Here is a 20,076-nt window from a genome sequence, read left to right on the forward strand (position 1 = left end):
GTGGTACGGCTCTCTCCCGTAGTGGTACGGATCTCTCCAGTAGTGGTACGGCGAGCTGACACGAACGACCTCCTGTCTCCTGCGTCGCGAACGGGGTCGCGCGACCTCGTACATGGCGAAGGCCGCCCGATGCCTGGTGCGAGACATCGAGCGGCCCTTGGTGCGGCGGCTGCCACCGGAGCGGTGGCAGCCGTACGGCTGCTGGGCAGCCCATCGGCTACACGCCGACCTGCTCACCCCGAGACGCCGGGGTGGCCTGTGCCTGCCGGGCGGCAGCGGCGGCCGCGGCCTTCTCGCTGCGCATCACGAGCAGCGTGATGAGACCGCCGACCGCGGCAATGGCCGCGGCACCGAGGAAGGCGGCGCTGAAGCCGTCCGTCAGCGCGGGCAGGTTGCCGAGCTCACCGGCGCCCTGCGAGGTGGCGAGCGCGGTCAGCGCGGCCAGACCCAACGCCGAACCCACCTGGTACGTGGTGTTGACGATGCCGGACGCCAGGCCCGCCTGCTCCTGCGGGGCGCCGGACATGGCCGCCATCATCGCCGGGATGTACGCCAGCGACATGCCCAGCGCGGAGACCAGCGAGGCCGGCAGTACGTCGACCATGAACGAACCGGTCGGCTCGACGGCCGACAGCCACACCAGACCGAGCGCGAGGACCAGCAGCCCGCCGCCGATCAGCGCCTTGGCACCGACCTTGGCCAGCAGCTTCGCCGTGATGACGGTCATGAAGATCATCAGCAGCACGGTCATCGGCAGCAGCGCCGCACCGGAGGCGAACGCCCCGTAACCCAGCACCTGCTGGAGATAGAGGTTCAGGAAGTACCACATCGGAATCCAGGCCGCGCCGAGCAGCGTCATGCCCAGGTTCGCCGAGCCCAGGCGCGGCACCCGCCAGATGCCGAGCGGCATGAGCGGCTGCCGGATGGCCTTCTGGATCACGAAGAACAGCACCAGGAGCGCGGCCGCGCCGACCAACTCCAGCACGGTCTCCGTGGCGCCCCAGCCGACCTCGGGGGCGCGGACCACCGCGTACACGGCGAGCGCGAGACCGGCGGTCACGGACACCGCGCCGAGTACGTCCACGGAACCGCGGCGCGACTCGACGGCCGGCAGCAGCTTCGTCGCGGCGAGCGTCGCAACACCGATCGGCACATAGATGATGAACACCCACGGCCAGCTCATCCACTCGGTGAAGACACCGCCCATGAACACACCGGCCGTACCGCCCGCGGGAGCCGCGGCGCCGTACAGCGCCATGGCCTTGCCGAGCTCCTTCGGGTTGTGCCCGAAGAGCATCATCAGCAGCGTCATGGCGGCGGGGGCGATCAGCGCACCGCCGACACCCTGCACGGCCCGCCCGACGACCTCGACCCACGCGGTCGAAGCGGCCGCCGCGACAACCGAACCGGCGATCAGGACGACCCAGCCGGCGGTGAAGACCTTACGGGCGCCGAGCAGGTCGGAAAGCCGACCGCCCAGGAGCAGCAGCCCGCCAAAAGCAATCACATACGCGTTGAAGACCCACTGCAACTCGCCCTGCGAGAAGCCCAGATCCTTCTGCATCTCGGGGAGCGCGACCCCGATGATCGACGTGTCCATGATGACCATGAACTGAGCGGCCGCGAGCACGCCAAGTGCCCACCAACGCCGCGGATTGACGGTTGACATTCCACTGTCCCCTTCCGTTACATACCCCTAGGGGGTACCTGCGGAGCGGACAGTAACATACCCCTGGGGGGTACTTCAGGAAAAGGGGTTCGCCCGGGATTCCACGGCGCGGCACAGCAGCGGGGGCGCGCAGGGGCCGATCCGCCCACTGCCGTAGGCTCACCCGTGTGCGCCTGTGCGCTTCAGGTGCATGGCCGCGAGGCCACCGGCTCGTAACGCGCGAGACGGTCTCCTGCGTTTTCACCACCGCTGCACGGGACGACATCGACATGCGTAAGACCACTGTGATCGCCGCTGCACTGACCGCGACGGCAGCCCTGACGCTCTCCGCCTGCGGTGAAGGCAAGAGCAAGGATGAGCCGTTCGCCGTTTCGACGAGCGCCCAGAACCACCCGGCCGCCACCGTGCTCGACACTCCGTTCACCAAACCGGAGCTGACCCTCACCGACACTCACGGGAAGAAATACGACCTGGCCAAGGAGACCAAGGGCCACCCGACCCTGGTCTACTTCGGGTACACCAATTGCCCCGACGTCTGCCCACTGACGATGAGCAACATCGCCCTCGCCTACAAGAAGCTGTCCGCAGCCCAGAAGGACAAGTTGCGGGTCGTCTTCATCACCTCCGATCCGGAGCGGGACACCCCGAAACGGCTCGGTACGTGGCTGCGCGGCGCCGGCGACCCGGACTTCATCGGGCTCAGCGGTGACTTCAAGGCCACCCAGGCCGCCGCCCGCAGCGTGGGAGTGGGCATCCAGGCCCCGGAGAAGGACGAGCACGGAAAGATCGTCTCTACCCACGGAAAGACGGTGCTCGCCTTCTCGCCGAAGGACGACAAGGCGCACGTGGTGTACAGCGAGGAAGCGACCGCCGACGGCTACACCAAAGACCTTCCGAAGCTGATCAAGGGCGAGATCCCCAACTCCTGACGCCCGGCGTTCACGGCAGGGATGTCGTCCCGCCAATCAGCATCCGTGGTCAGCCGTACCGGCGAGCACGGCCGCGGGGACCAGCGCGAGCGCCAGGGCACGCGATGGCCGCGCCGACAGCGGCGACCACAGCGCGCAGACGACCATGACGTCGGCGGGGGAGCCGGCGAGGCGGAACGGGCCGCCACCGTCACCTGGTCCAGCACCGCTGACGGCGACACCGACCTGCTGGACGGCCTCCCCCGTACCCGAGGCCATACCGGCCTTGTCGGGCCGAACCACACCAATGGTGACCGCGGCGCGCGGCGGATTGAACAGACGTATGCCCACATCAGTGACGATCACACTGCGCGCAGCGTTGGACAAGGTCCTCGCGTTCGTGATCAGCAGTGCCTACTTCACGCCGGCGCGGATGCTCAAGGTGCCCGCCATCGCGGAGGACGTCATCCTGCCGGCGCTCGACGCCTGGATCGCCACCGCGTTCGCCCCGGAACGACTCGCCCATACACTGCAGGAACTGCAGCGCAGCCAGGAACGCGAGCAAGCACCCGACCCGACCTGGGAGCCGCCCGCCGCACGGTCGCCGACTGTGACCGCCGCCTCAACCAGTACCGCACCGCCCTGGACGGCGGAGCCGACCCCGCCGTGGTAACCGAGTGGATCAATCAAGCACAAGCCGAGCGGCACGTCGCCCAGCAGCAACTCCACCAGCGATCAACGCAACGGCCCACGATCTTCACGACGGAGCAGATTCGCGCGATGGTCGAAGAGCTGGGTGACATGCGCGGCCTGCTGGCGGCCGCGGAGCCTGAGCGGCAGCGGCACCTGTACGAGGCTTTCGGGCTTGAGCTTGCCTACAACGCAGAAACGCGAGTCGTGAGTGTTGAGTCACGACCCGCGCTTGTATGTGCATATGGCGCGTGTCCGAGGACCGACACGCTCCATACACACATGCCGCTGGCGCGAGGCAACCTTCCGCTCTCATAAGAAGCGCACTCGTACAGACCTCACGGCTCGGCACCAATCAGGCGATTCCTTAACTTCGGTTCCACTTCGGTGGCTGCCGAGGTCCCGGGCAGCCACGATCACAGTGTGCTCAGCAGACACGCATCGACGCACAGCGGTTCCAAGCTGCCTTGCCTGTCACACCGAGATGTCCCCCGATTGGGAGAATTCGATGAAGAAACCGATCATCTCTTCGAGAGAGTGCGGATCACAGGCTGCCGTGAATTGGCTGCCATCACTCCTCACCGAGAACCACTTCCCGTCAATGAATGACATCTCCCTGTCGCAAACCCGGCCGTTCAATGGAGTCCGCTCCAGGTCAACGATAAGGATCCACCCGGGATTATCGACTGTCTCGATGCGGACACCGTGCGAATGCTCCCAGTCTCCGTCGCAGAAGGAGGAGTACCATTCCTGCAGCGCTTTCAATGGCGAAGTCACGGGTTCCTCCTGGGTATTTCCCAGGGCTCTGCGGCCCTCGCAGAATTATCTGGGAAGTTCACGTGCGGCGTCGGGATCAGCGTTTTGGTCTTCTTGTCGAAGTGAGGTTTACCTTTCACGTCGACTCGCTTCGTCGGGACCCACGGGTGGGGGTTACGGGGGTCCGAAGGCCGATCATAGGTTTCGTAGTGGTCTATCTCGCCGGTAGTTCCATCTCGCCGAAAAGTGGTGTGGGGCCCTTCCGCGTCCGGATGCGGGCAAAGATTCCCCGCACGGGCATTGTGTACAAGAACCGGCAACGTTCCCGCCACCACATAGTACGTATGCAGGTCCGCCACCGTGAGGTTGCGCACTGACGCGTGCTGCGTCCAGCGCTTGACCGCGGCGATCTGGACGTAGGTGCCGGTGCTGGTGCGGAGCCACTGGCCGGGGTGGAGGTCCGTCGCATCGATCCAGGCATGGAGTTCGGAGACCCAGAAGGGGGGGCCGTCAGTGGCGGTGACCGAAGCGGTCGCCGCGCCCTTCTTGCCGTCCGTGTCGACGGTGACCTTGACCAGGTGCTTGGTGCCCTTGCCCTTGATTTCGGCCGTGACCGTCCTGGCCGTTGCCTTGCCGGTTTTCGGGTCGGTGGCGAGGACCTTGTCGCCGATGTCGACGTCCTGGATGGACTTCGTACTGCCGTCGGCCATCAAGACCTTGGTCTTGGGGGTGAAGCTGTTGGTGGCGCAGCTGGTTGCGGCTTCGGCTGCCTCCTCCAGCCGGTCGGCCTTCTTCCCTTCATCGAGCCAGTCGGTGAAGCCGTTCTTGATCTTCTTCAGCAGGCCCCATACGCGTTTGCCCAGTGCGACGGCCTTGGACCATTTCCACGGCAGGCCGTACTTGGTGGCGAACTTGCCGACTAGGCCGCCTACGAAGCTGGTGGCGATGGTGAGGGCGGTGGCGCCGCACGCTCCAAGGCTGCCCGTGGTGAAGCAGTCCAGGGCGTCGGTGATGCCCAGCTCGTCCATCGCGACCTGAGCCAGTTCCTTGGCTGCCGCGATCGCCCGCTACTTGGCCGCGTTGGCCGCGGCCCGGGCCCGGTCCGCCTTCTCCTGGGCCGGCGATTGCTTCTGTGACCAATAGCGCTGGTAGCTGACCCAGCTGTCGGCCAGCGTGCGCTGATAGGCAGCGGGGTCCCGGGCAATGCGGTTGTGCAGCACCTGGGCGTTGCCGTAGCCCAGCTTGGTTACCTCGTGGTAGAGGATCAGGCCGGTCGGGTCCGAGAAGGAGACCGGGCTGTTGTTGGCGTAGGCGTAACCGTTGATCTGCTGCGGGTCGGTGAAGTCGATGAGCGGGTCGGCGGAGATGAACCGCCCGTTCTCCGGCTCGTATTCGCGTGCCCCGATGTGGGTCAGGCCGGTTGATTCATCGACGGGCTTGCCGAGGAATCCCTTGTCGTCCACCCACGGTTTGGCCGACTCGTCCCCGCCCCGCTCGCCGCCGAATGGGTCCATTCGGCGGCGGGCGGTCTCCCCTGTCGCCGCATTGACGGCGATCTGCGCGGTGCCGTGCGAGTCGGCGGAGAGGAACTGGACGCCGTGCTTGGTGCGAAGTGCGACCGTCTTGTCGCCCATGACGTAGTAGCGGGCGGCTGTGATGGCCTTACTGGCGGCGTCAAGCCGCAGCTCCATGCCGGGGAGGTAGAACGTCGGGGCGTCGGGTTCCTTGCGCAGGACCCGCTCGCCTGCGGCGTCGTAGGCGAAGGTGGCTTCCTCCGCGCCCGCCGTCGACTTGGTCAAGTCTCCTGCGGCGTTCCACGACAGGTTCTGCGTGTCACCGCCCAGTACGCGCTTCTCCGTATTGCCCGCAGCGTCGTACGTGAAGGTGTCCTGGGATTTGACCGCAGGGGTCGAGCCGGATGCCGGGGCGTCCTGCACGACCTTGGTGAGCATGTGCGGGCCACCGTCACCGGCCTCGCCGGACGTGCCGTCCTGGTCCGCGTCCCCGTAGGAGTACGTCCGGGTCGTATCGCCGGCGCCGCCGACGCCATGGATGACCTGTTGCTTGCGGTTGCCCGAGGCGTCGTAGTCGAAGCTGTGCCAGTACGGTGCCGGGCCGCCGATCGTGCTCGCGGAGGGGGCAGTGGCGCAGGCGGCGTTGGTGTTGCCCGAGCCGGTCGCTCCGTCGGAGGTGTTGGTGGTGGACCATGCCTCCGTGAGGCGTCGCTGCCAGTCGTTGCGGAAGCACTGGACGTCCGCCTGGCCGCCGGTCGGGGTGTCCGCGATGGCGGTAACGTTGCCGGAGGCGTCGTATGTGTAGCGGGCGTCGTAGGTACCGTGGAGGCGCCTTCCCGGTCGACGCGTGAGCGGGTGACCAGGTCGGTGCCGCGTTCGTATTCGTACGTCAGCCAGGTTTTCTTGTCCGCGGTGCCGCCGGTGGTGAGCTCCAGCTGCTCCAGCAGGCTGGTCGGTGAGTAGCGGGCGGCGTCCACGTACGTACTGCCGAGCGATGTTCGCAGTTGGGTCGGCCGTTGGAGACCGTCGTACGCGTAGGTGATCGTCTCGGCCGGCAGTCCGCCCGCGGCCGGCAGCCCGGTGGACTGGAGTGTGCCGTCACGGTTGTACTGGGTGGTGTACTCGTAGGTGCCGTTCAGCTCGGGCGCGGCCGTGCCCGCCAGGGTGTAACGGGTCTTCGTCGGCTGGTACATCTCGTCCAGCTCGGAGACGATCATGCTGGACTGCACGGCGCCCGCCGCGTACCGGTACTGCCCGTACAGCTCGCCCTTGGCCAGCTTGTCGTACGTCCTCACCGTGAGCTTTGTGCCGGTGTCCGGCTCGCCCTCCCAGGTGGACAGCGTGCGGCCGATCGCGTCGTACTTCGTGGAGGTCTTTTTGCGCGCCGCGGCGTACGCATCCACCGCCTGGACACCGACCAGCACACCGGGCCAATCGTGACCTGGATCTGTCCGGAGCTGTCCGGCCACCGGGACGCCTTCACCTCGTTCCTCCAGAAGGCCGCCCGCGGCGCCTAGCAGTCCGGCACCCTGTACTGCGGCTGCATGGCGCAGCCTTTCGGCGGCGAAGCACCGGTCACCGCTTCGGTGACCGTGTCGGTGATCGGCGCGCAGACCGACGACGGTGAGATCCTGCCCACCGATCCTCAGCTCATCGCCCAGCAGATCAGCCCACGGAAGGCGAAGCGCGAGGGCGATGCGTGGCGCGAGGTCACCACCGTGAAGATCCCGCAGGTGGGAACCGTGGCACGGACCCATGGGATCGAGGACATCGCCATCCCCGGTGACGAGCGCACCGTGCGGGCGGTGCTGATGCAGACCTTCATTCCCGTCCCCGAACAGCAGGGCACGGTGGCGCTGGTGTCCGGCAGCAGCCAGGTACTGGATCTGGCGGACTCCTTCTTCGACATGTTCGACGCCATCACCTCCATCTTCCGCTTCACATAAGTCCTCCGTTCTTCCGCCGAACCGCCCTTCGTCCGTGTCAGTGGCGAGAGTTAGGGTGGTTCCGCAAGATCACGTTGACTGAAGTTGAGTGTGTTACGGGGGCGTTGACGTGAGCCACCGGCCGACGGACTGGCACGTGCTGGACCTGGAGAAGGACCCAACTCCCGGTGATCCGGAGCGGGTACGCAAACTCGCCCGCGAGCTGCACGAGTTCGCCGAGGACGTCGGTACCGCACTGCGGCAGATCACCGACATGGCCTCCGAGGACGCGGTGTTGAAGTGGTCAGGGCGCTCCGCGAAGAAGTTCAAGGAGGAGTTCGACGGCGTCCCGGGGAATCTGAAGAAGCTCAGGACCTCCTACGACATGGCCGGCGATGCCATCGCCGCCTATTGGCCGAAGCTCGAGCGCGCCCAGTCCCTGGCCGACCGGGCCCTGAAGAAGGGCCGCGAGGCCCGCGACGACCTGACGGCCGCTCAGGGACGGCTGGACTCGGCCAACGACTGGGTCAAGACCGCCACCGCCAAGACCGACGCGTACGACAAAGCCAAGGGACCCGAGGCGCCGGACGAATCCAAGGTGCGGGCCGCGACCCGCAACGCCCAACAGGCCTCCTCCGCCCGCAGCGACGCCCAAGGGGCGGTCGATACCGCCCAGTCCGCCCTGGACGCCGCCAAGGCAATGGCTGCCGAGGCCAAGGAACTACGCGAGGAGGCCGCCCGGGTCTGCAAGGACAAGCTCGACGAAGCCTCCGACGCCGGCATCCAGAACCGCCACTGGTGGGAGGAGATCGCCCACTTCGTCACCGAGAACTGGGACACGATCGTCTCCGTCTGCAAGGTCATCGTCACCGTCGTCGGCATCATCGCGATGGTCATCGGCGGCCCGATCCTCGCCGCCATCGTGGTCGTCGCGGCAGTCATCGTGCTCGCCGACACCCTCAAGAAATTCGCGGACGGGAAAGCCAGCCTCTTCGACGTCGGCCTGGCCGCCCTCGACTGCATCCCGGGCGTCAAGGGAATCACCACCCTCGCCGGAGCGGCCAAAGGCATCAAGGCCGCAGCGAAAGGCCTGCGCACCGGCGGGCTGCGCAACGGCCTGCGCGCCGGCGAGGACCTGCTGAAGAAAGGCAAGCCGGCCAAGGGCCGGTGCCTCAACGGCGACCCGATCGACATGGTCTCCGGCGAAATGCTCATGTCGGAGACCGACGTCGTGCTGCCGGGCGTGCTGCCGCTCGTCCTGCAGCGTACCCATCTGTCGACCTACCGCTGGGGCCGCTGCTTCGGCGAATCCTGGGCCTCCACGCTCGACCAGCGCCTGGAACTCGATGGAGAAGGCGCCATCTTCGCCAGCGAGGACGGGATGCTCCTGGCCTACCCCGCTCCCCAACCCGGCCGGCCCGTCATGCCCGCAGCGGGCCCACGCTGGCCGCTGGAGTGGGATGGACAACCGAGCAGCCCGATCACCATCTCCGACCCGCAATCCGGCCTTACCCGCAGCTTCGCGGCGCCTGCGGCGAGTGCCGGAAAGGACGGCCACGCCGGTTCCCCGGAGCAGCGGATTCTGCTTCTCCGGTCGGTCACCGACCGGAACGGCAATGAACTCACCTTCGAGTACAACGATGCCGGGATGCCGGCAGCGGTGCGGCACACCGGCGGCTATCACATCGTCGTGGACACCACCGACGACCGGGTCACCGGCCTACGTTTCTTCGGCTCGGACGAAGCACCTGACGGCGTCCAGATCCTGAGCTACGCCTACGACAGCGACGGCAACCTCAACGCCATCTACAACTCTTCCGGTGTGCCGTTCCAGCTCACCTACGACGACGACGCACGCATCACCTCCTGGACCGACCGCAACGGCTCCTGGTACCGCTTCACTTACGACGGAGAAGACCGCTGCATACGTGGCGAAGGCATCAACGGGATTCTCAGTTGCGCCATCAGCTACGACACCGACCACCGGATCACCCGGTATACAGACTCCCTCGGCCGCACCACGACGTTCGAGCACAACGAGGCGTACCGTCTGGTCCGGGAGACGGACGCGCTCGGCCATTCGCGCATCCAGGAGTGGGACGACGAGGGACGCCTGGTCGCCATTACGGATGCTCTGGGCCACACCACACGCATCCAGTACGACGCGTACGGCATGATCACCTCTGTCCTCGGCCCGGACGGTCAGGAGAGCACTTCCACGTACGACGAGGCCGGCCGGCCGGTAGCGATCTCCGGAGCGGACGGTGCCGCCTGGCACCAGGAGTTCGACGAGCGCGGCAACCGCACCGCCGTCACCGATCCGTCCGGGATCACCACGCGCTTCTCCTACACGGCATCCGGGTTGCTCGACTCGATCATCGACGCCTTCGGCCACACCACCGAGTTCCGCTACAACCGGGCCGGCCTGCCAGTGGAGGTCTCCGACCCGCTGGGTGCGGTCACGCGCTGCGAATACGACGCGATGGGCCGCCAGTCGGCGCTCACGGACCCGTTGGGCAACACCACGCGGCTTGAGTGGACCGCTGATGGACGGCTCGCTCGCCGTACCCATCCGGACGGCACCAGCGAGTCCTGGACCTACGACGCGGAGGGCAACTGCACCACGCACACGGACCCCTCGGGTGGCGTCACGCGCTTCGAATGCGGAGTCTTCGACCTGCCCACGGCCCGCACCACCCCCGACGGTGCCCGCTTCACGTTCGCCCACGACACCGAGCTACGACTGACCGGGGTCACCAACCCTCAGGGTCTGACGTGGAGCTACAGCTATGACGAAGCAGGTCGTCTGACCTCCGAGACGGACTTCGACGACCGCACCCTCACCTACACCTACGACGCCGCGAACCGCTTCATCTCCCGGACGACCCCGCTCGGGCAGCTCATCAGCCACCACCTCGACCCGGCCGGCCGCATCCTGGCCAAGGACGTCGACGGTGAACGCACCACGTACACCTACGACGCCGCCGGTCACCTCACCCGGGCGACCGCGCCTTATTCGGTCCTGGAGCTGAGCTACGACGCTGCGGGCCGCGTCCTGTCCGAAACCGTCGACGGGCGCGCCATCCGTTTCGGCTACGACGCCATGGGACGCCGCACCCACCGCATCACCCCCAGCGGCATACGCACCGAGATGACTCTCGATGCCGCCGGCCGCCCCACGGCCATGAGCCTGGCGGGCCACCACCTCGACTTCCTCCGCGATGCACTGGGCCGCGAAACGACGCGCACCATCAATCTGTCCACCGCGCCCCTGCGCCTCGGCACCTCCTGGGATCCGCGTGGTCGGCGGATCAGCCAGCAGGTGACGACCCCGGGCCGCACGCTGCGCTCCCGCGACTATGCCTACCGTGACGACGACAACCTGACCGGCACCATCGACCATGTCACCGGTGAACAGCGGCGGGTGGATCTCGACCCGGTCGGCCGACCGCTCCAGGTCACGGCCGACGGCTGGACCGAGTCGTACGCCTACGACGCGGCCGGTAACCAGACCGCCGCCCACTGGCCCGACGCGGCACCGCACTCCGATGCCCGCGGCGAGCGCAGCTACAGCGGCACCCGAATACGCTCCGCCGGTGCCATCCGCTACGAACACGATGGCGCCGGCCGCACCGTCCTGCGGCAAAGGACCCGACTGTCGCGCAAACCCGACACCTGGCGCTACGAGTACGACGCCGAAGACCATCTCGTCGCCTGCACCACACCCGACGGCACTCTCTGGCGCTACAGCTACGACCCGCTGGGCCGCCGCAGCGCCAAGTACCGCATGGCCCCCGACGGCGAGTCCATCGAGCAGACCATTCGTTTCACCTGGGACGGCACGAGCCTCGCCGAGCAGACCGACACCGCCACCGACATCTTCACCACCTGGGAGTACGACGACGGTGAGCATCCGTTGGCTCAGCTCGAATGCCGGTCGGAAAACGGTGAACCGAGCCAGAACGAGGTCGACCGCCGATTCTTCGCCATCGTGACCGACCTGGTCGGCGCCCCTACCGAACTCGTTGGTGAACACGGCGAGATCGCGTGGCACACCCGCACCACCATCTGGGGCACCATCGCCTGGAACCGAAACGCATCGGCCTACACTCCGCTGCGTTTCCCCGGCCAATACGCCGACCCCGAGACCGGCCTGCACTACAACTTCTTCCGCCACTACGATCCCGACACCGCCCGCTACACCTCTCCCGACCCCTTCGGCCTCGCACCGGCACCCAATCCCGTCGCCTACACGACGAACCCGCAGACCTGGAGCGACCCGCTCGGCCTGGTCCCCAAGTCCTGCCTGCAGGACCGGTACAAGTGGGACGGCAGCGTCCGGTTCGGGAAACTGGACGACCTCGGCCGACCCACGGGCGTGTGGGCGTCGTTGCGCAAGGAGATGCTCGACACCGGAACGGAAGCCGGGTCGACTCGAACGCCGGGCTGGCGAGGTAACGGCACCCTCTTCAACGAGGCGCGCGGCCACCTGCTGGCCAACCGCCTGGGTGGCCCCGGTACGGGCCCCCTGGCACGACACAACCTCGTCACCCTCACCCAGAATCCGACCAACACCCCCGACATGAAGGGTCTCGAAGCCCAGGTTTACAATGCGGTCAAGGGCGATCCCGCCAATGGCATTCCAGGCCAGAACGTCCAGTACTCGGTAAAACCGATTTACGAGGGAAGCAATCCCATCCCGATCCAACTCGAAATATCAGCATTCGGGGATCGTGGCTTCAAGCTGACGAATGTGCTGGAGAATCCCGCTGCAGGCGTGCGGACGGCCGTGATGAGATGAGACCGTCTCAACGAAAGGATGACGATGACCCGGACCACCCCGCCGCGGCCCCTGGACATCGAGCAGATCTTCCCCGAGCTGGCGGCCCACCGTGCGACCAGCACCCGCCTCCACCCCCGGCCCGGGGCGCCGAAACCCCACGACAGCTCCGTCGGCGGGCCGCTGTTGTGGCCGGCGGACGAGCCCTGGCCCACCTGCCAACACGCGCACCCGCGCAGCCGGGGCCGACGAGTACCCGATGTGTATCGCGAGCGGGCCATGCTGCGCGAGGCGGAGAATCTGGCTCCCGGGACCAGTTTCACCGAAGAGGACCGGGCGCTGCTGGCCGGCCTGCGCGAAGAACACCAGGTCCCCGATCTCGGTGAGACCGCGCCGGTACCGCTGTTGCCGGTAGCCCAGTTTTTCACCAAGGACGTTCCCGGACTGGAGGCACCGCAAGGTACCGATCTGGTCCAGGTGTTGTGGTGCCCGTTCGATGGTCACGGCCGGCAGGGGACGGTCGCCGTCGACGTGCGGTGGCGCGACTCCGCACGGTGTGAGGAGGCCCTGGCGACGCCACCGCTCCCGGAAGTCGTCGGATTCGACGGCTACGTACCCGAGCCCTGCGTCATCGCCCCCGAGATGGTCGTGGAGCACGAATACATCGAACTGCTCGACGTCGACCTGCAAGAGCGCATCGAGGAATGGGAGATGCGGCTCGAGGAGGAAGCCGAGGACGATGAGGAGGACATCCTCAGCTACCAGGGCGACCTGTCCATCGCCCCAGGGTGGAAGGTCGGAGGCTTCGCGGCGTGGAACGTGACCGGCCCGGCCGAGATCACCTGCTCGTGCGGCAGTCACATGCGGCTCTTCCTCACCATCGCCACCTATGAATGGGGCGGCGTCGTCTCCAGCTGGACCCCGGTGGAGGATCGCCGGGCCCCCACCCCTCAGGACAACAAGCATCCGACGGAGGTCCGCCCTGGTAGGGACGGTGCGCTGAACGTCTTCGCATGCGCGGCCGACCCCCGGCACGAACACCAGATCGTCCTGCAGTGACCTGACCGCCACTGCTTTCACCGGCGCCCCACCTCGCCCGCCGGCATTGCCTTCCGCCTGGTCTTCCGCCTGCGGTACTCCGGGCGCCGGGTCAGCTGGGAGACGCCGTTGCGGTTGCCGCCCGGCCGCGTTCACGGAGGTCTTGCGCGCGCCGGGCCTGCCCATGACCGAGGCGAGGCGGCGTTTGCCGACGAGGTGGTGGCCCGGTTCGCGCGCGAAAAACTACCCGTGGTGGAAGGGCTGGCGGGGTCGGTGATGCCATGGCCCCTGTGAAGGTTGGGGCACCGGGGCGGTCGGCGGCGGGAACCGTTGGGCTTCGGGGCGGGTGAGGCCACCGCGTGGGTGACGGGGGCGTGGCTGGCGCTGGACCGGACCGAACAGCAAACGCCGGCGCCTCCAGCCCGGCTTCATGAGGTGACCGATATCGACACCGCGGTGACGGTGGGCAGTGGCGATGTGCCCGTGCTCGCCTCCTCGCGGCTGATCGCGTCCCGGAAGTGGCCGAGGTGTGCTGTGAAGTCTTGTGCCGGTTCGCGATAGCCGCCCGGCTCAGCCAAGTAGTGGCCCCGGGCGGACGCCACGGGTACGAAGCCATGTGTGGGATGGCGCAGCAATTGGCCTTGCAGGTCGTCGTTCCGTAGGCAGCAGCCGGCGTGGTGCCAGGGACCGAGGCGCCCCCACATCTCGGCGAAGACGGCTGCGATGTCGTCCAGGCCCCAGGCGAAGTGGTAGGTGAAGCGCCCCGGGCCGGTGCCTCGCGTGTGCACGTATGCCTGAAGGCGTCCACCACGCCCTGCCGACGGAGACCGCAAGGGTGCGGGCCATGAGCCGCGGCGGACCGTCCTGCTGACGGCGGTGGTGCGTCAGCAGGAGCTGCGGTCTCTCACCTCCGCGCCGACGGCCATGAGATGCGAGAGGGAAACGTCGCCCGGCTCCCTCCACTCAGTGCCCTGGATGGCCGCGAGCCACTTTCCGACCTCGGCGTGCTGTCACCCGGTGCGCACGACCGCGGCAACTCCGGTCCCTCCGTCAGCAACCCCGGCTCATTCGTCGTGCGCGTGAGCACGGTCGGCCGTGCGCAGAGGAGCGGGCAACCGGCCCTTCCCGGAGTCCCGGGGCGTCGCGCGCGAAGACCCTTGTCCGCGCACCGGGGTGTGGGTACCCTCCCGACCGAGGCATCGGCAAGCGCTTACTTACCCGGTCGCACCTTTAGGAGCTTCCCATCGAAGGTCGGCTGCGGGACTGCACACAATCAGCGCGCCCACAGCGCGAGAAACCGCTTTCTGCCGAGTTTCTCACGTTTCCCATAGGTCGCAGTTTTTTGGTCTTAGGCACAGCGCCCGGTTCTGGCGGGCGCCTTCTCATCGAGGGGACGCATGAAGGATGCAGCCGCAGCCGCCGAGGTCACCGGGCCCGACGCCCGGCGCAGCGAACCTCGCCCGGTCTTCTCCGGACAGCACACCCATCTGTGGGGGTTCCTGCTCGTCGGCTGGCTGATCAGCTACGCCGACCGTACGGTCACCGGCCCGGTCGTCTCCTGGATGATCGAGAACAAGGCCGGGTTCATCGGGGATGCGGCCCACCCCGCCACTCTGGGCGGGCTGATCGGCTCCATGTTCTTCACCGGCTACATGCTGACCCAATACGCGGGCGGCCGCCTCGGTGACCGTTACGGTCATCGCGAGATGTTGGTGGTGTCCTTGCTCTGGGCCGGCCTGATGACCCTGGCGTCCGGCCTGGCGGGCGGGCTGGTCGCCTTCGTTGTGGCCCGGGTGCTCACCGGCCTGGGCGAGGGCGTCTTCTACTCCAACGACCGGGTCCTGGTGATCGCTCACACCCCGCCCGTGCGGCGCACGGTCGGGCTCGGCGTCGTCCTGTCCGGATTGTCGATCGGCCTGACCGTAGGCGTCCTGGCCACCCCGCACCTGATCGACTGGGGCGGCTCGCTCGGTATGGGCTCACGGGCCTGGAGCATGCCGCTGTACGTGTTCGGTGTCGCCTCGCTGCTGGTCGCCGGCGCGACGTGGGTGTTCTTCCGCGGCCGCGGGGACCGTCCGCTGCGACTCGGCCGGCCCACGCTGCGGCTGGTCGGCTACTCCGTCCCCGCGGCCGTCGCGATCGTGGCACTCTTCTTGTCCGCCGACACCTTCGGTTGGCCCGACTGGTTGACCGCGGCGGGCTCCGGCGTCCTGTTCGCCGGGATGGTCACGGTGGTAGTGCGCGGGATCATGCGTACGAGCCGGTCCGAGGCGCTGCTCAACCGCAACGTCTGGCTGGTCTACTTGTCGTTCATCGCGGTGATGTGGAACCTGTGGTTCTTCTCCTTCTGGTCGGTCCAGATCGTCAAGGAGAGCGCCCACAGCAGCCTCGGCGCGGCAGCCCTGACCGCCGCGTTCAACGCCGGCGCCGGCATCATCGGCTTCCCGGTGGGCGGCTGGATCGCCGACCGCCGCGTGCGCGCGGGGAAGGGACGCAAGCCGCTGGCCGTCACCTGCGCGGCCGTTCACACGGTGCTCGCCGTGGCCTTCGGGATCAGCCTGCTGGACGGCAAGCCCTCGCTGCTGCTGCTCGGCCTGATCCTCTTCTTCTCCGGCCTGTTCTTCAACGCGCTGCAGCCGATCGTCCACAGCCTCCTGGGCGACCTGGCCGACCCGGAGCACCGCGGTTCGCTGTTCGGCCTGTTCAATCTCGTCGCCGAGATCGGCGCGGTGGCCAGCCCGGTGGTCAGCGGCGTTCTGCGTGACGCCACCGGAAGCTGGGCACCGGGCGTGTTCACAGCGGCCGGGGTGATGGCGATGTCTGTGGTGCTGTACGCACTGGTGGACGAGCGGATACCGAGCGCGGCGTGACGGGCGGTCACGCCTGGCTGAGGGATGCCCCCCAGTAGCCGGTTGGCGGTTGCGGTGATCACCGACGCGGCACGAACCCACCTACTTCGTGAAGGCCGACGCCCACGGCCGCTTCAGCCTCCCCGGCATCCCCCCGGCCTGGGCCCCCGGCACCACCGAGCGCGGCGCCTATGTGCTGTACGTCTTCGCCGCCGACGGTTCCGTCACCGACCAGTACAAGCAGAGAGGCATCCCCCCGAGGCGCCGAGTACGACCTCGGGGACATCGCGTGGACGCCCACCCAGCGCTCCACCTTCCTGTGGCAGATCGGCAGGGCCGACCGCACCGGCGGGGAGTACGCCCTCGCCACCCGCTCCCCCGCCAGACCGCGTCCGCGCGGTTACGGAAAGCCCGCCCGGGTACCCGACGACCTCACGTTCACCATCGGCACCGACTGGGAACCCGAGGACTGGTACTACGCCCAGACCGAATCTGTTCCCGGTTCCGGTGGCCGCCTCGATCCCCCCGGGCGGATCCGCGACGGCCACCGTGCGGGTCGACGGCAGCCGAACCGCCCTCGCGGCGTCCGGTCGCGTCGAGATCGGCTTCCCGGCCAACGGCGGCCGCGTACGCGGGACAGCGACGGGCCACCGGGGATGACATCGGGCGGCAGCGGCCACGTTTCCGTGGTCACTGCCGCCCGGCGTGCGAGGACTACGTTCCGTTGCTACAGCACCAGGGTGCGGTAGCGGTCCGCCGTCTCGGCCAGGACCTCCATTCCGTCACGCGCCCACAGACCCTCGTTGAACAGCTCCACCTCGATCGGCCCGGCATAGCCCTGGGCCTCGACCAGACCGCGCCAGTGGCGCATGTCGATGGCGCCATCGCCGATCTGGCCACGGCCGTTGAGGACGCCCTCGGGCAGCGGGGTGATCCAGTCGGCGAGCTGGAAGGTGGCGATGCGGCCGCCGCGGCCCGCCCGCTCGAGCTGGACGGGTACCTGGTCGTCCCACCACAGGTGGTAGGTGTCCACCACCACCCCGACCTGGCTCGCCGGGAAGCGTTCGGCGATGTCCAGGGCCTGGGTGAGGGTGGAGACGACACAGCGGTCGGCGGCGTACATCGGGTGCAGCGGCTCAATGGCGAGCTGCACGCCGCGCTCACCCGCGTACGGAGCCAGCTCGGCGAGCGCGTCGGCGATGCGCTCGCGCGCCCCGGGCAAGTCGTACGATCCCGCCGGGAGGCCACCGGAGACCAGCACCAGAACGCCGGTGTCCAGGGCGGCGGCCTCGTCGATGGCGCGGCGGTTGTCGTCCAGGGCGGCCTTGCGCTCGTCCGCGTCGATCGCGGTGAGAAAGCCGCCGCGGCACAGGGTGGAGACGTTCAGGCCGGCCTCGCGGACCAGCTTGGCCGCGGACTGGACGCCGTACTCCTGGACGGGCTCGCGCCACAGGCCGACGTTGCCGACGCCGAGCTCGCCGCAGGCGGCGACCAGCTCGGGGAGGGTCAGCTGTTTCACCGTCATCTGGTTGACGGAGAAGCGGGAGAGGGCTTCGCTGCTGGTCACTGGGTCACTCCATACACCGTCAGAAGCTCCTTCATGCGGGCCTCGGCCAGTGCCGGGTCGGGGAAGAGGCCGAGGCCGTCGGCGAGTTCGTACGCGCGCGCCAGATGCGGCAGGGAGCGCGCGGACTGCAGGCCGCCGACCATGGCGAAGTGGTCCTGGTGGCCGGCCAGCCAGGCCAGGAACACCACGCCCGTCTTGTAGAAGCGGGTGGGCGCCTGGAACAGGTGCCGGGACAGCTCGACCGTCGGGTCGAGGAGCGCGTGGAATCCCTTCGCATCGCCGGTGTCGAGGGTGCGTACGGCCTCGGCGGCCAGCGGCCCCAGCGGGTCGAAGATCCCGAGCAGGGCGTGGCTGAAGCCGTGGTCGTCGCCCGCGATGAGCTCGGGGTAGTTGAAGTCGTCGCCGGTGTAGCAGCGCACGCCCTTGGGGAGACGGCGGCGCAGCTCGACCTCGCGCCGGGCGTCCAGCAGGGAGACCTTGATGCCGTCGACCTTGTCCGGATGGTCGGCGATGACGGCGACGAACGTCTCGGTGGCGGCGTCGAGGTCCTCGCTGCCCCAGTAACCGGTGAGCGCCGGGTCGAACATCGGGCCGAGCCAGTGCAGGACCACCGGCGCGGACGCCTGCCGCAACAGATGGCCGTAGACCTCGGCGTACTCCTCGGGGCCCTTGGCGCAGGCCGCGAGGGCGCGGGACGCCATGAGGATCGCCTGCGCGCCCGTGTCCTCCACCATCTCGAGCTGCTCTTCGTACGCACGGCGGACCGCGGCCAGGTCCGCGTCGGCACCGGTCAGCTGATCGGTACCGACGCCGCAGGCGATCCGGCCGCCGACGGCCTTGGCCTCCGCTGCGGACCGGCGGATCAGCTCGGCGGCGCCGGCCCAGTCCAGGCCCATGCCGCGCTGCGCGGTGTCCATGGCCTCGGCGACCCCGAGGCCGTGCGACCACAGGTGCCGGCGAAACGCGAGCGTGGTGTCCCAGTCGACGGCCGCGGGGCCGTCGGGGGTGGTGTCGGCGAACGGGTCGGCGACGACATGCGCGGCCGAGAAGACGGTGCGGGAGACGAGCGGCGCGCCTCCGGCGGCGAAGGCGGCGGGCTCGCGCCGCGGCTCGTACGTCCGCAGGGCACTCCGGGCGTCGGGGAGTCGGATGGTCACAGCGACAGCTCCGGTACGTCGAGGCGGCGGCCCTCCGCCGACGACTTCAGGCCCAGCTCGGCGAGCTGCACGCCGCGGGCGCCCGCGAGCAGGTCCCAGTGGTAGGGCTCGTCCGCGAAGACATGCTTGAGGAACAGCTCCCACTGCGCCTTGAAGCCGTTGTCGAACTCCGCGTTGTCCGGCACCTGCTGCCACTGGTCGCGGAAGGGCTCGGTGACGGGCAGGTCCGGGTTCCAGACCGGCTGCGGGGTGGCGCTGCGGTGCTGGACGCGGCAGTTGCGCAGGCCGGCGACGGCGGAGCCCTCCGTGCCGTCCACCTGGAACTCCACCAGCTCGTCGCGGTCGACGCGCACCGCCCAGGAGGAGTTGATCTGCGCGATGGCCCCGCCCTCCAGCTGGAAGATGCCGTACGCGGCGTCGTCGGCGGTGGCGTCGTAGGGCTTGCCCTGCTCGTCCCAGCGCTGCGGAATGTGGGTGGCGGTCTGCGCCTGGACGGAGGTGACGCGCCCGAAGAGTTCGTGCAGCACGTACTCCCAGTGCGGGAACATGTCGACGACGATGCCGCCGCCGTCCTCGGCGCGGTAGTTCCAGGACGGGCGCTGGGCCTCCTGCCAGTCACCCTCGAAGACCCAGTAGCCGAACTCGCCGCGCACGGAGAGGATCCGGCCGAAGAAGCCACCGTCGATGAGGCGCTTGAGCTTCAGCAGGCCCGGGAGGAAGAGCTTGTCCTGGACCACGCCGTGCTTGATGCCGGCCTCGTTCGCCAGCCGGGCCAGCGCGAGGGCACCGTCCAGGCCGGTGGCGGTGGGCTTCTCGGTGTAGATGTGCTTGCCGGCGGCGATCGCCTTCTTGAGAGCGTCCTCGCGCGCCGAGGTGACCTGGGCGTCGAAGTAGATGTCGATCGTCGGGTCGGCGAGCACCGCGTCGAGGTCGGTGGACCAGTGGTCCAGGCCGTGCTGGTCGGCGAGGGCCTCCAGAGCGTGTGCGCGCCGGCCGACGAGGACCGGCTCCGGCCACAGCACGGTGCCGTCGCCGAGGTCGACGCCGCCCTGCTCGCGGATGGCGAGCACGGAGCGTACGAGGTGCTGGCGGTAGCCCATGCGTCCGGTCACACCGTTCATGGCGATCCGCACCGTCTTGCGTGTCACGTGTATTCCTCTCGTCCGGTTCCGGAATGATGGTAAGCGCTTTCTTTCCATGACGCCATCCCGCCACCCCGTTCC

The 20,076-nt window shown here is 68.3% G+C and carries 16 protein-coding genes and 1 pseudogene; 8 read left to right on the forward strand and 9 right to left on the reverse strand.

What is annotated here, in order from left to right:
- Positions 1-217: 217 nt before the first annotated feature.
- On the reverse strand, positions 218-1,669 hold the full coding sequence (locus AB0I82_RS06565; protein ID WP_363255945.1) for an MFS transporter: 1,452 nt from the start codon (positions 1,667-1,669) through the stop codon (positions 218-220).
- A 269-nt stretch (positions 1,670-1,938) separates the two neighbouring features.
- Here AB0I82_RS06565 and AB0I82_RS06570 point away from each other — a divergent pair, with 269 nt between their 5' ends.
- Positions 1,939-2,598 (forward strand): SCO family protein, encoded by a 660-nt coding sequence (locus tag AB0I82_RS06570; protein ID WP_363255946.1) that lies wholly within the window; start codon positions 1,939-1,941, stop codon positions 2,596-2,598.
- Between the two features lie 36 nt (positions 2,599-2,634).
- On the opposite strand, the gene AB0I82_RS06575 is transcribed toward AB0I82_RS06570, so the two are convergent.
- Complete coding sequence (locus tag AB0I82_RS06575; RefSeq protein ID WP_363255947.1) at positions 2,635-2,928, reverse strand: hypothetical protein; 294 nt, start codon at positions 2,926-2,928, stop codon at positions 2,635-2,637.
- A 4-nt stretch (positions 2,929-2,932) separates the two neighbouring features.
- Here AB0I82_RS06575 and AB0I82_RS06580 point away from each other — a divergent pair, with 4 nt between their 5' ends.
- Positions 2,933-3,250, forward strand: a complete 318-nt coding sequence (locus tag AB0I82_RS06580; RefSeq protein WP_363255948.1) for a hypothetical protein — start codon at positions 2,933-2,935, stop codon at positions 3,248-3,250.
- Between the two features lie 491 nt (positions 3,251-3,741).
- Here the strand turns inward: AB0I82_RS06580 and AB0I82_RS06585 are convergent, their stop codons facing one another.
- The 3 genes from AB0I82_RS06585 to AB0I82_RS06595 are packed head-to-tail and all read right to left on the reverse strand — an operon-like array spanning position 3,742 to position 5,975.
- Positions 3,742-4,044, reverse strand: a complete 303-nt coding sequence (locus AB0I82_RS06585) for an immunity 53 family protein (RefSeq protein WP_363255949.1) — start codon at positions 4,042-4,044, stop codon at positions 3,742-3,744.
- Positions 4,041-5,051 carry a polymorphic toxin-type HINT domain-containing protein gene (locus AB0I82_RS06590; protein WP_363255950.1) on the reverse strand — a complete coding sequence of 337 codons (1,011 nt, stop codon included), beginning with the start codon at positions 5,049-5,051 and terminating at the stop codon, positions 4,041-4,043. Before AB0I82_RS06590 ends, AB0I82_RS06585 begins: the two co-directional genes overlap by 4 nt.
- A gap of 39 nt (positions 5,052-5,090) precedes the next feature.
- Complete coding sequence (locus AB0I82_RS06595) at positions 5,091-5,975, reverse strand: RHS repeat-associated core domain-containing protein (protein ID WP_363255951.1); 885 nt, start codon at positions 5,973-5,975, stop codon at positions 5,091-5,093.
- 777 nt (positions 5,976-6,752) lie between these two features.
- On the opposite strand from AB0I82_RS06595, the gene AB0I82_RS06600 reads away from it, so the two are divergent.
- From AB0I82_RS06600 to AB0I82_RS06615, 4 genes and pseudogenes are all read left to right on the forward strand, one after another.
- Positions 6,753-6,977: a hypothetical protein gene (locus AB0I82_RS06600; protein ID WP_363255952.1), complete on the forward strand. Its 225-nt coding sequence runs from the start codon at positions 6,753-6,755 to the stop codon at positions 6,975-6,977.
- 11 nt (positions 6,978-6,988) lie between these two features.
- A pseudogene (locus tag AB0I82_RS06605) lies at positions 6,989-7,483 on the forward strand (hypothetical protein); the annotation flags it as partial.
- A 109-nt stretch (positions 7,484-7,592) separates the two neighbouring features.
- A complete protein-coding gene (locus tag AB0I82_RS06610; RefSeq protein ID WP_363255953.1) occupies positions 7,593-12,263 on the forward strand; it encodes a DUF6531 domain-containing protein in 4,671 nt (1,556 codons plus the stop codon).
- Positions 12,264-12,287: 24 nt separating this feature from the next.
- Positions 12,288-13,301: a hypothetical protein gene (locus tag AB0I82_RS06615; protein ID WP_363255954.1), complete on the forward strand. Its 1,014-nt coding sequence runs from the start codon at positions 12,288-12,290 to the stop codon at positions 13,299-13,301.
- A gap of 407 nt (positions 13,302-13,708) precedes the next feature.
- Here the strand turns inward: AB0I82_RS06615 and AB0I82_RS06620 are convergent, their stop codons facing one another.
- Positions 13,709-14,068 (reverse strand): hypothetical protein, encoded by a 360-nt coding sequence (locus tag AB0I82_RS06620; RefSeq protein ID WP_363255955.1) that lies wholly within the window; start codon positions 14,066-14,068, stop codon positions 13,709-13,711.
- Positions 14,069-14,677: 609 nt separating this feature from the next.
- On the opposite strand from AB0I82_RS06620, the gene AB0I82_RS06625 reads away from it, so the two are divergent.
- Positions 14,678-16,150, forward strand: coding sequence for an MFS transporter (locus AB0I82_RS06625; RefSeq protein WP_363255956.1), 1,473 nt, complete (start codon positions 14,678-14,680; stop codon positions 16,148-16,150).
- A 170-nt stretch (positions 16,151-16,320) separates the two neighbouring features.
- Positions 16,321-16,878: a polysaccharide lyase family protein gene (locus AB0I82_RS06630; RefSeq protein ID WP_363255957.1), complete on the forward strand. Its 558-nt coding sequence runs from the start codon at positions 16,321-16,323 to the stop codon at positions 16,876-16,878.
- On the opposite strand, the gene AB0I82_RS06635 is transcribed toward AB0I82_RS06630, so the two are convergent.
- From AB0I82_RS06635 to AB0I82_RS06645, 3 genes are read right to left on the reverse strand one after another with little or no spacing between them, the layout of a single operon-like run.
- Positions 16,857-17,654 (reverse strand): sugar phosphate isomerase/epimerase family protein, encoded by a 798-nt coding sequence (locus AB0I82_RS06635; RefSeq protein WP_363256100.1) that lies wholly within the window; start codon positions 17,652-17,654, stop codon positions 16,857-16,859. The two genes, AB0I82_RS06630 and AB0I82_RS06635, sit on opposite strands and share 22 nt — an antisense overlap.
- A 38-nt stretch (positions 17,655-17,692) precedes the next feature.
- Positions 17,693-18,853, reverse strand: coding sequence for a dihydrodipicolinate synthase family protein (locus AB0I82_RS06640; protein ID WP_363255958.1), 1,161 nt, complete (start codon positions 18,851-18,853; stop codon positions 17,693-17,695).
- Positions 18,850-20,001 (reverse strand): Gfo/Idh/MocA family oxidoreductase, encoded by a 1,152-nt coding sequence (locus AB0I82_RS06645; RefSeq protein ID WP_363255959.1) that lies wholly within the window; start codon positions 19,999-20,001, stop codon positions 18,850-18,852. Before AB0I82_RS06645 ends, AB0I82_RS06640 begins: the two co-directional genes overlap by 4 nt.
- Positions 20,002-20,076 lie beyond the last annotated feature (75 nt).

It is taken from the genome of Streptomyces sp. NPDC050315 (genome assembly GCF_040655775.1).
In the GTDB taxonomy this organism is placed as follows: domain Bacteria; phylum Actinomycetota; class Actinomycetes; order Streptomycetales; family Streptomycetaceae; genus Streptomyces.

Bases quoted from the DNA above. Each gene is read 5' to 3' on its own strand.
- AB0I82_RS06565 (WP_363255945.1), bottom strand. From the start codon at position 1,669: ATGTCAACCGTCAATCCGCGGCGTTGGTGGGCACTTGGCGTGCTCGCG.
- AB0I82_RS06570 (WP_363255946.1), top strand. From the start codon at position 1,939: ATGCGTAAGACCACTGTGATCGCCGCTGCACTGACCGCGACGGCAGCC.
- AB0I82_RS06590 (WP_363255950.1), bottom strand. From the start codon at position 5,051: ATGGACGAGCTGGGCATCACCGACGCCCTGGACTGCTTCACCACGGGC.
- AB0I82_RS06595 (WP_363255951.1), bottom strand. From the start codon at position 5,975: ATGCTCACCAAGGTCGTGCAGGACGCCCCGGCATCCGGCTCGACCCCT.
- AB0I82_RS06600 (WP_363255952.1), top strand. From the start codon at position 6,753: ATGCTGGACTGCACGGCGCCCGCCGCGTACCGGTACTGCCCGTACAGC.
- AB0I82_RS06615 (WP_363255954.1), top strand. From the start codon at position 12,288: ATGACCCGGACCACCCCGCCGCGGCCCCTGGACATCGAGCAGATCTTC.
- AB0I82_RS06625 (WP_363255956.1), top strand. From the start codon at position 14,678: ATGAAGGATGCAGCCGCAGCCGCCGAGGTCACCGGGCCCGACGCCCGG.
- AB0I82_RS06630 (WP_363255957.1), top strand. From the start codon at position 16,321: ATGTGCTGTACGTCTTCGCCGCCGACGGTTCCGTCACCGACCAGTACA.
- AB0I82_RS06635 (WP_363256100.1), bottom strand. From the start codon at position 17,654: ATGACGGTGAAACAGCTGACCCTCCCCGAGCTGGTCGCCGCCTGCGGC.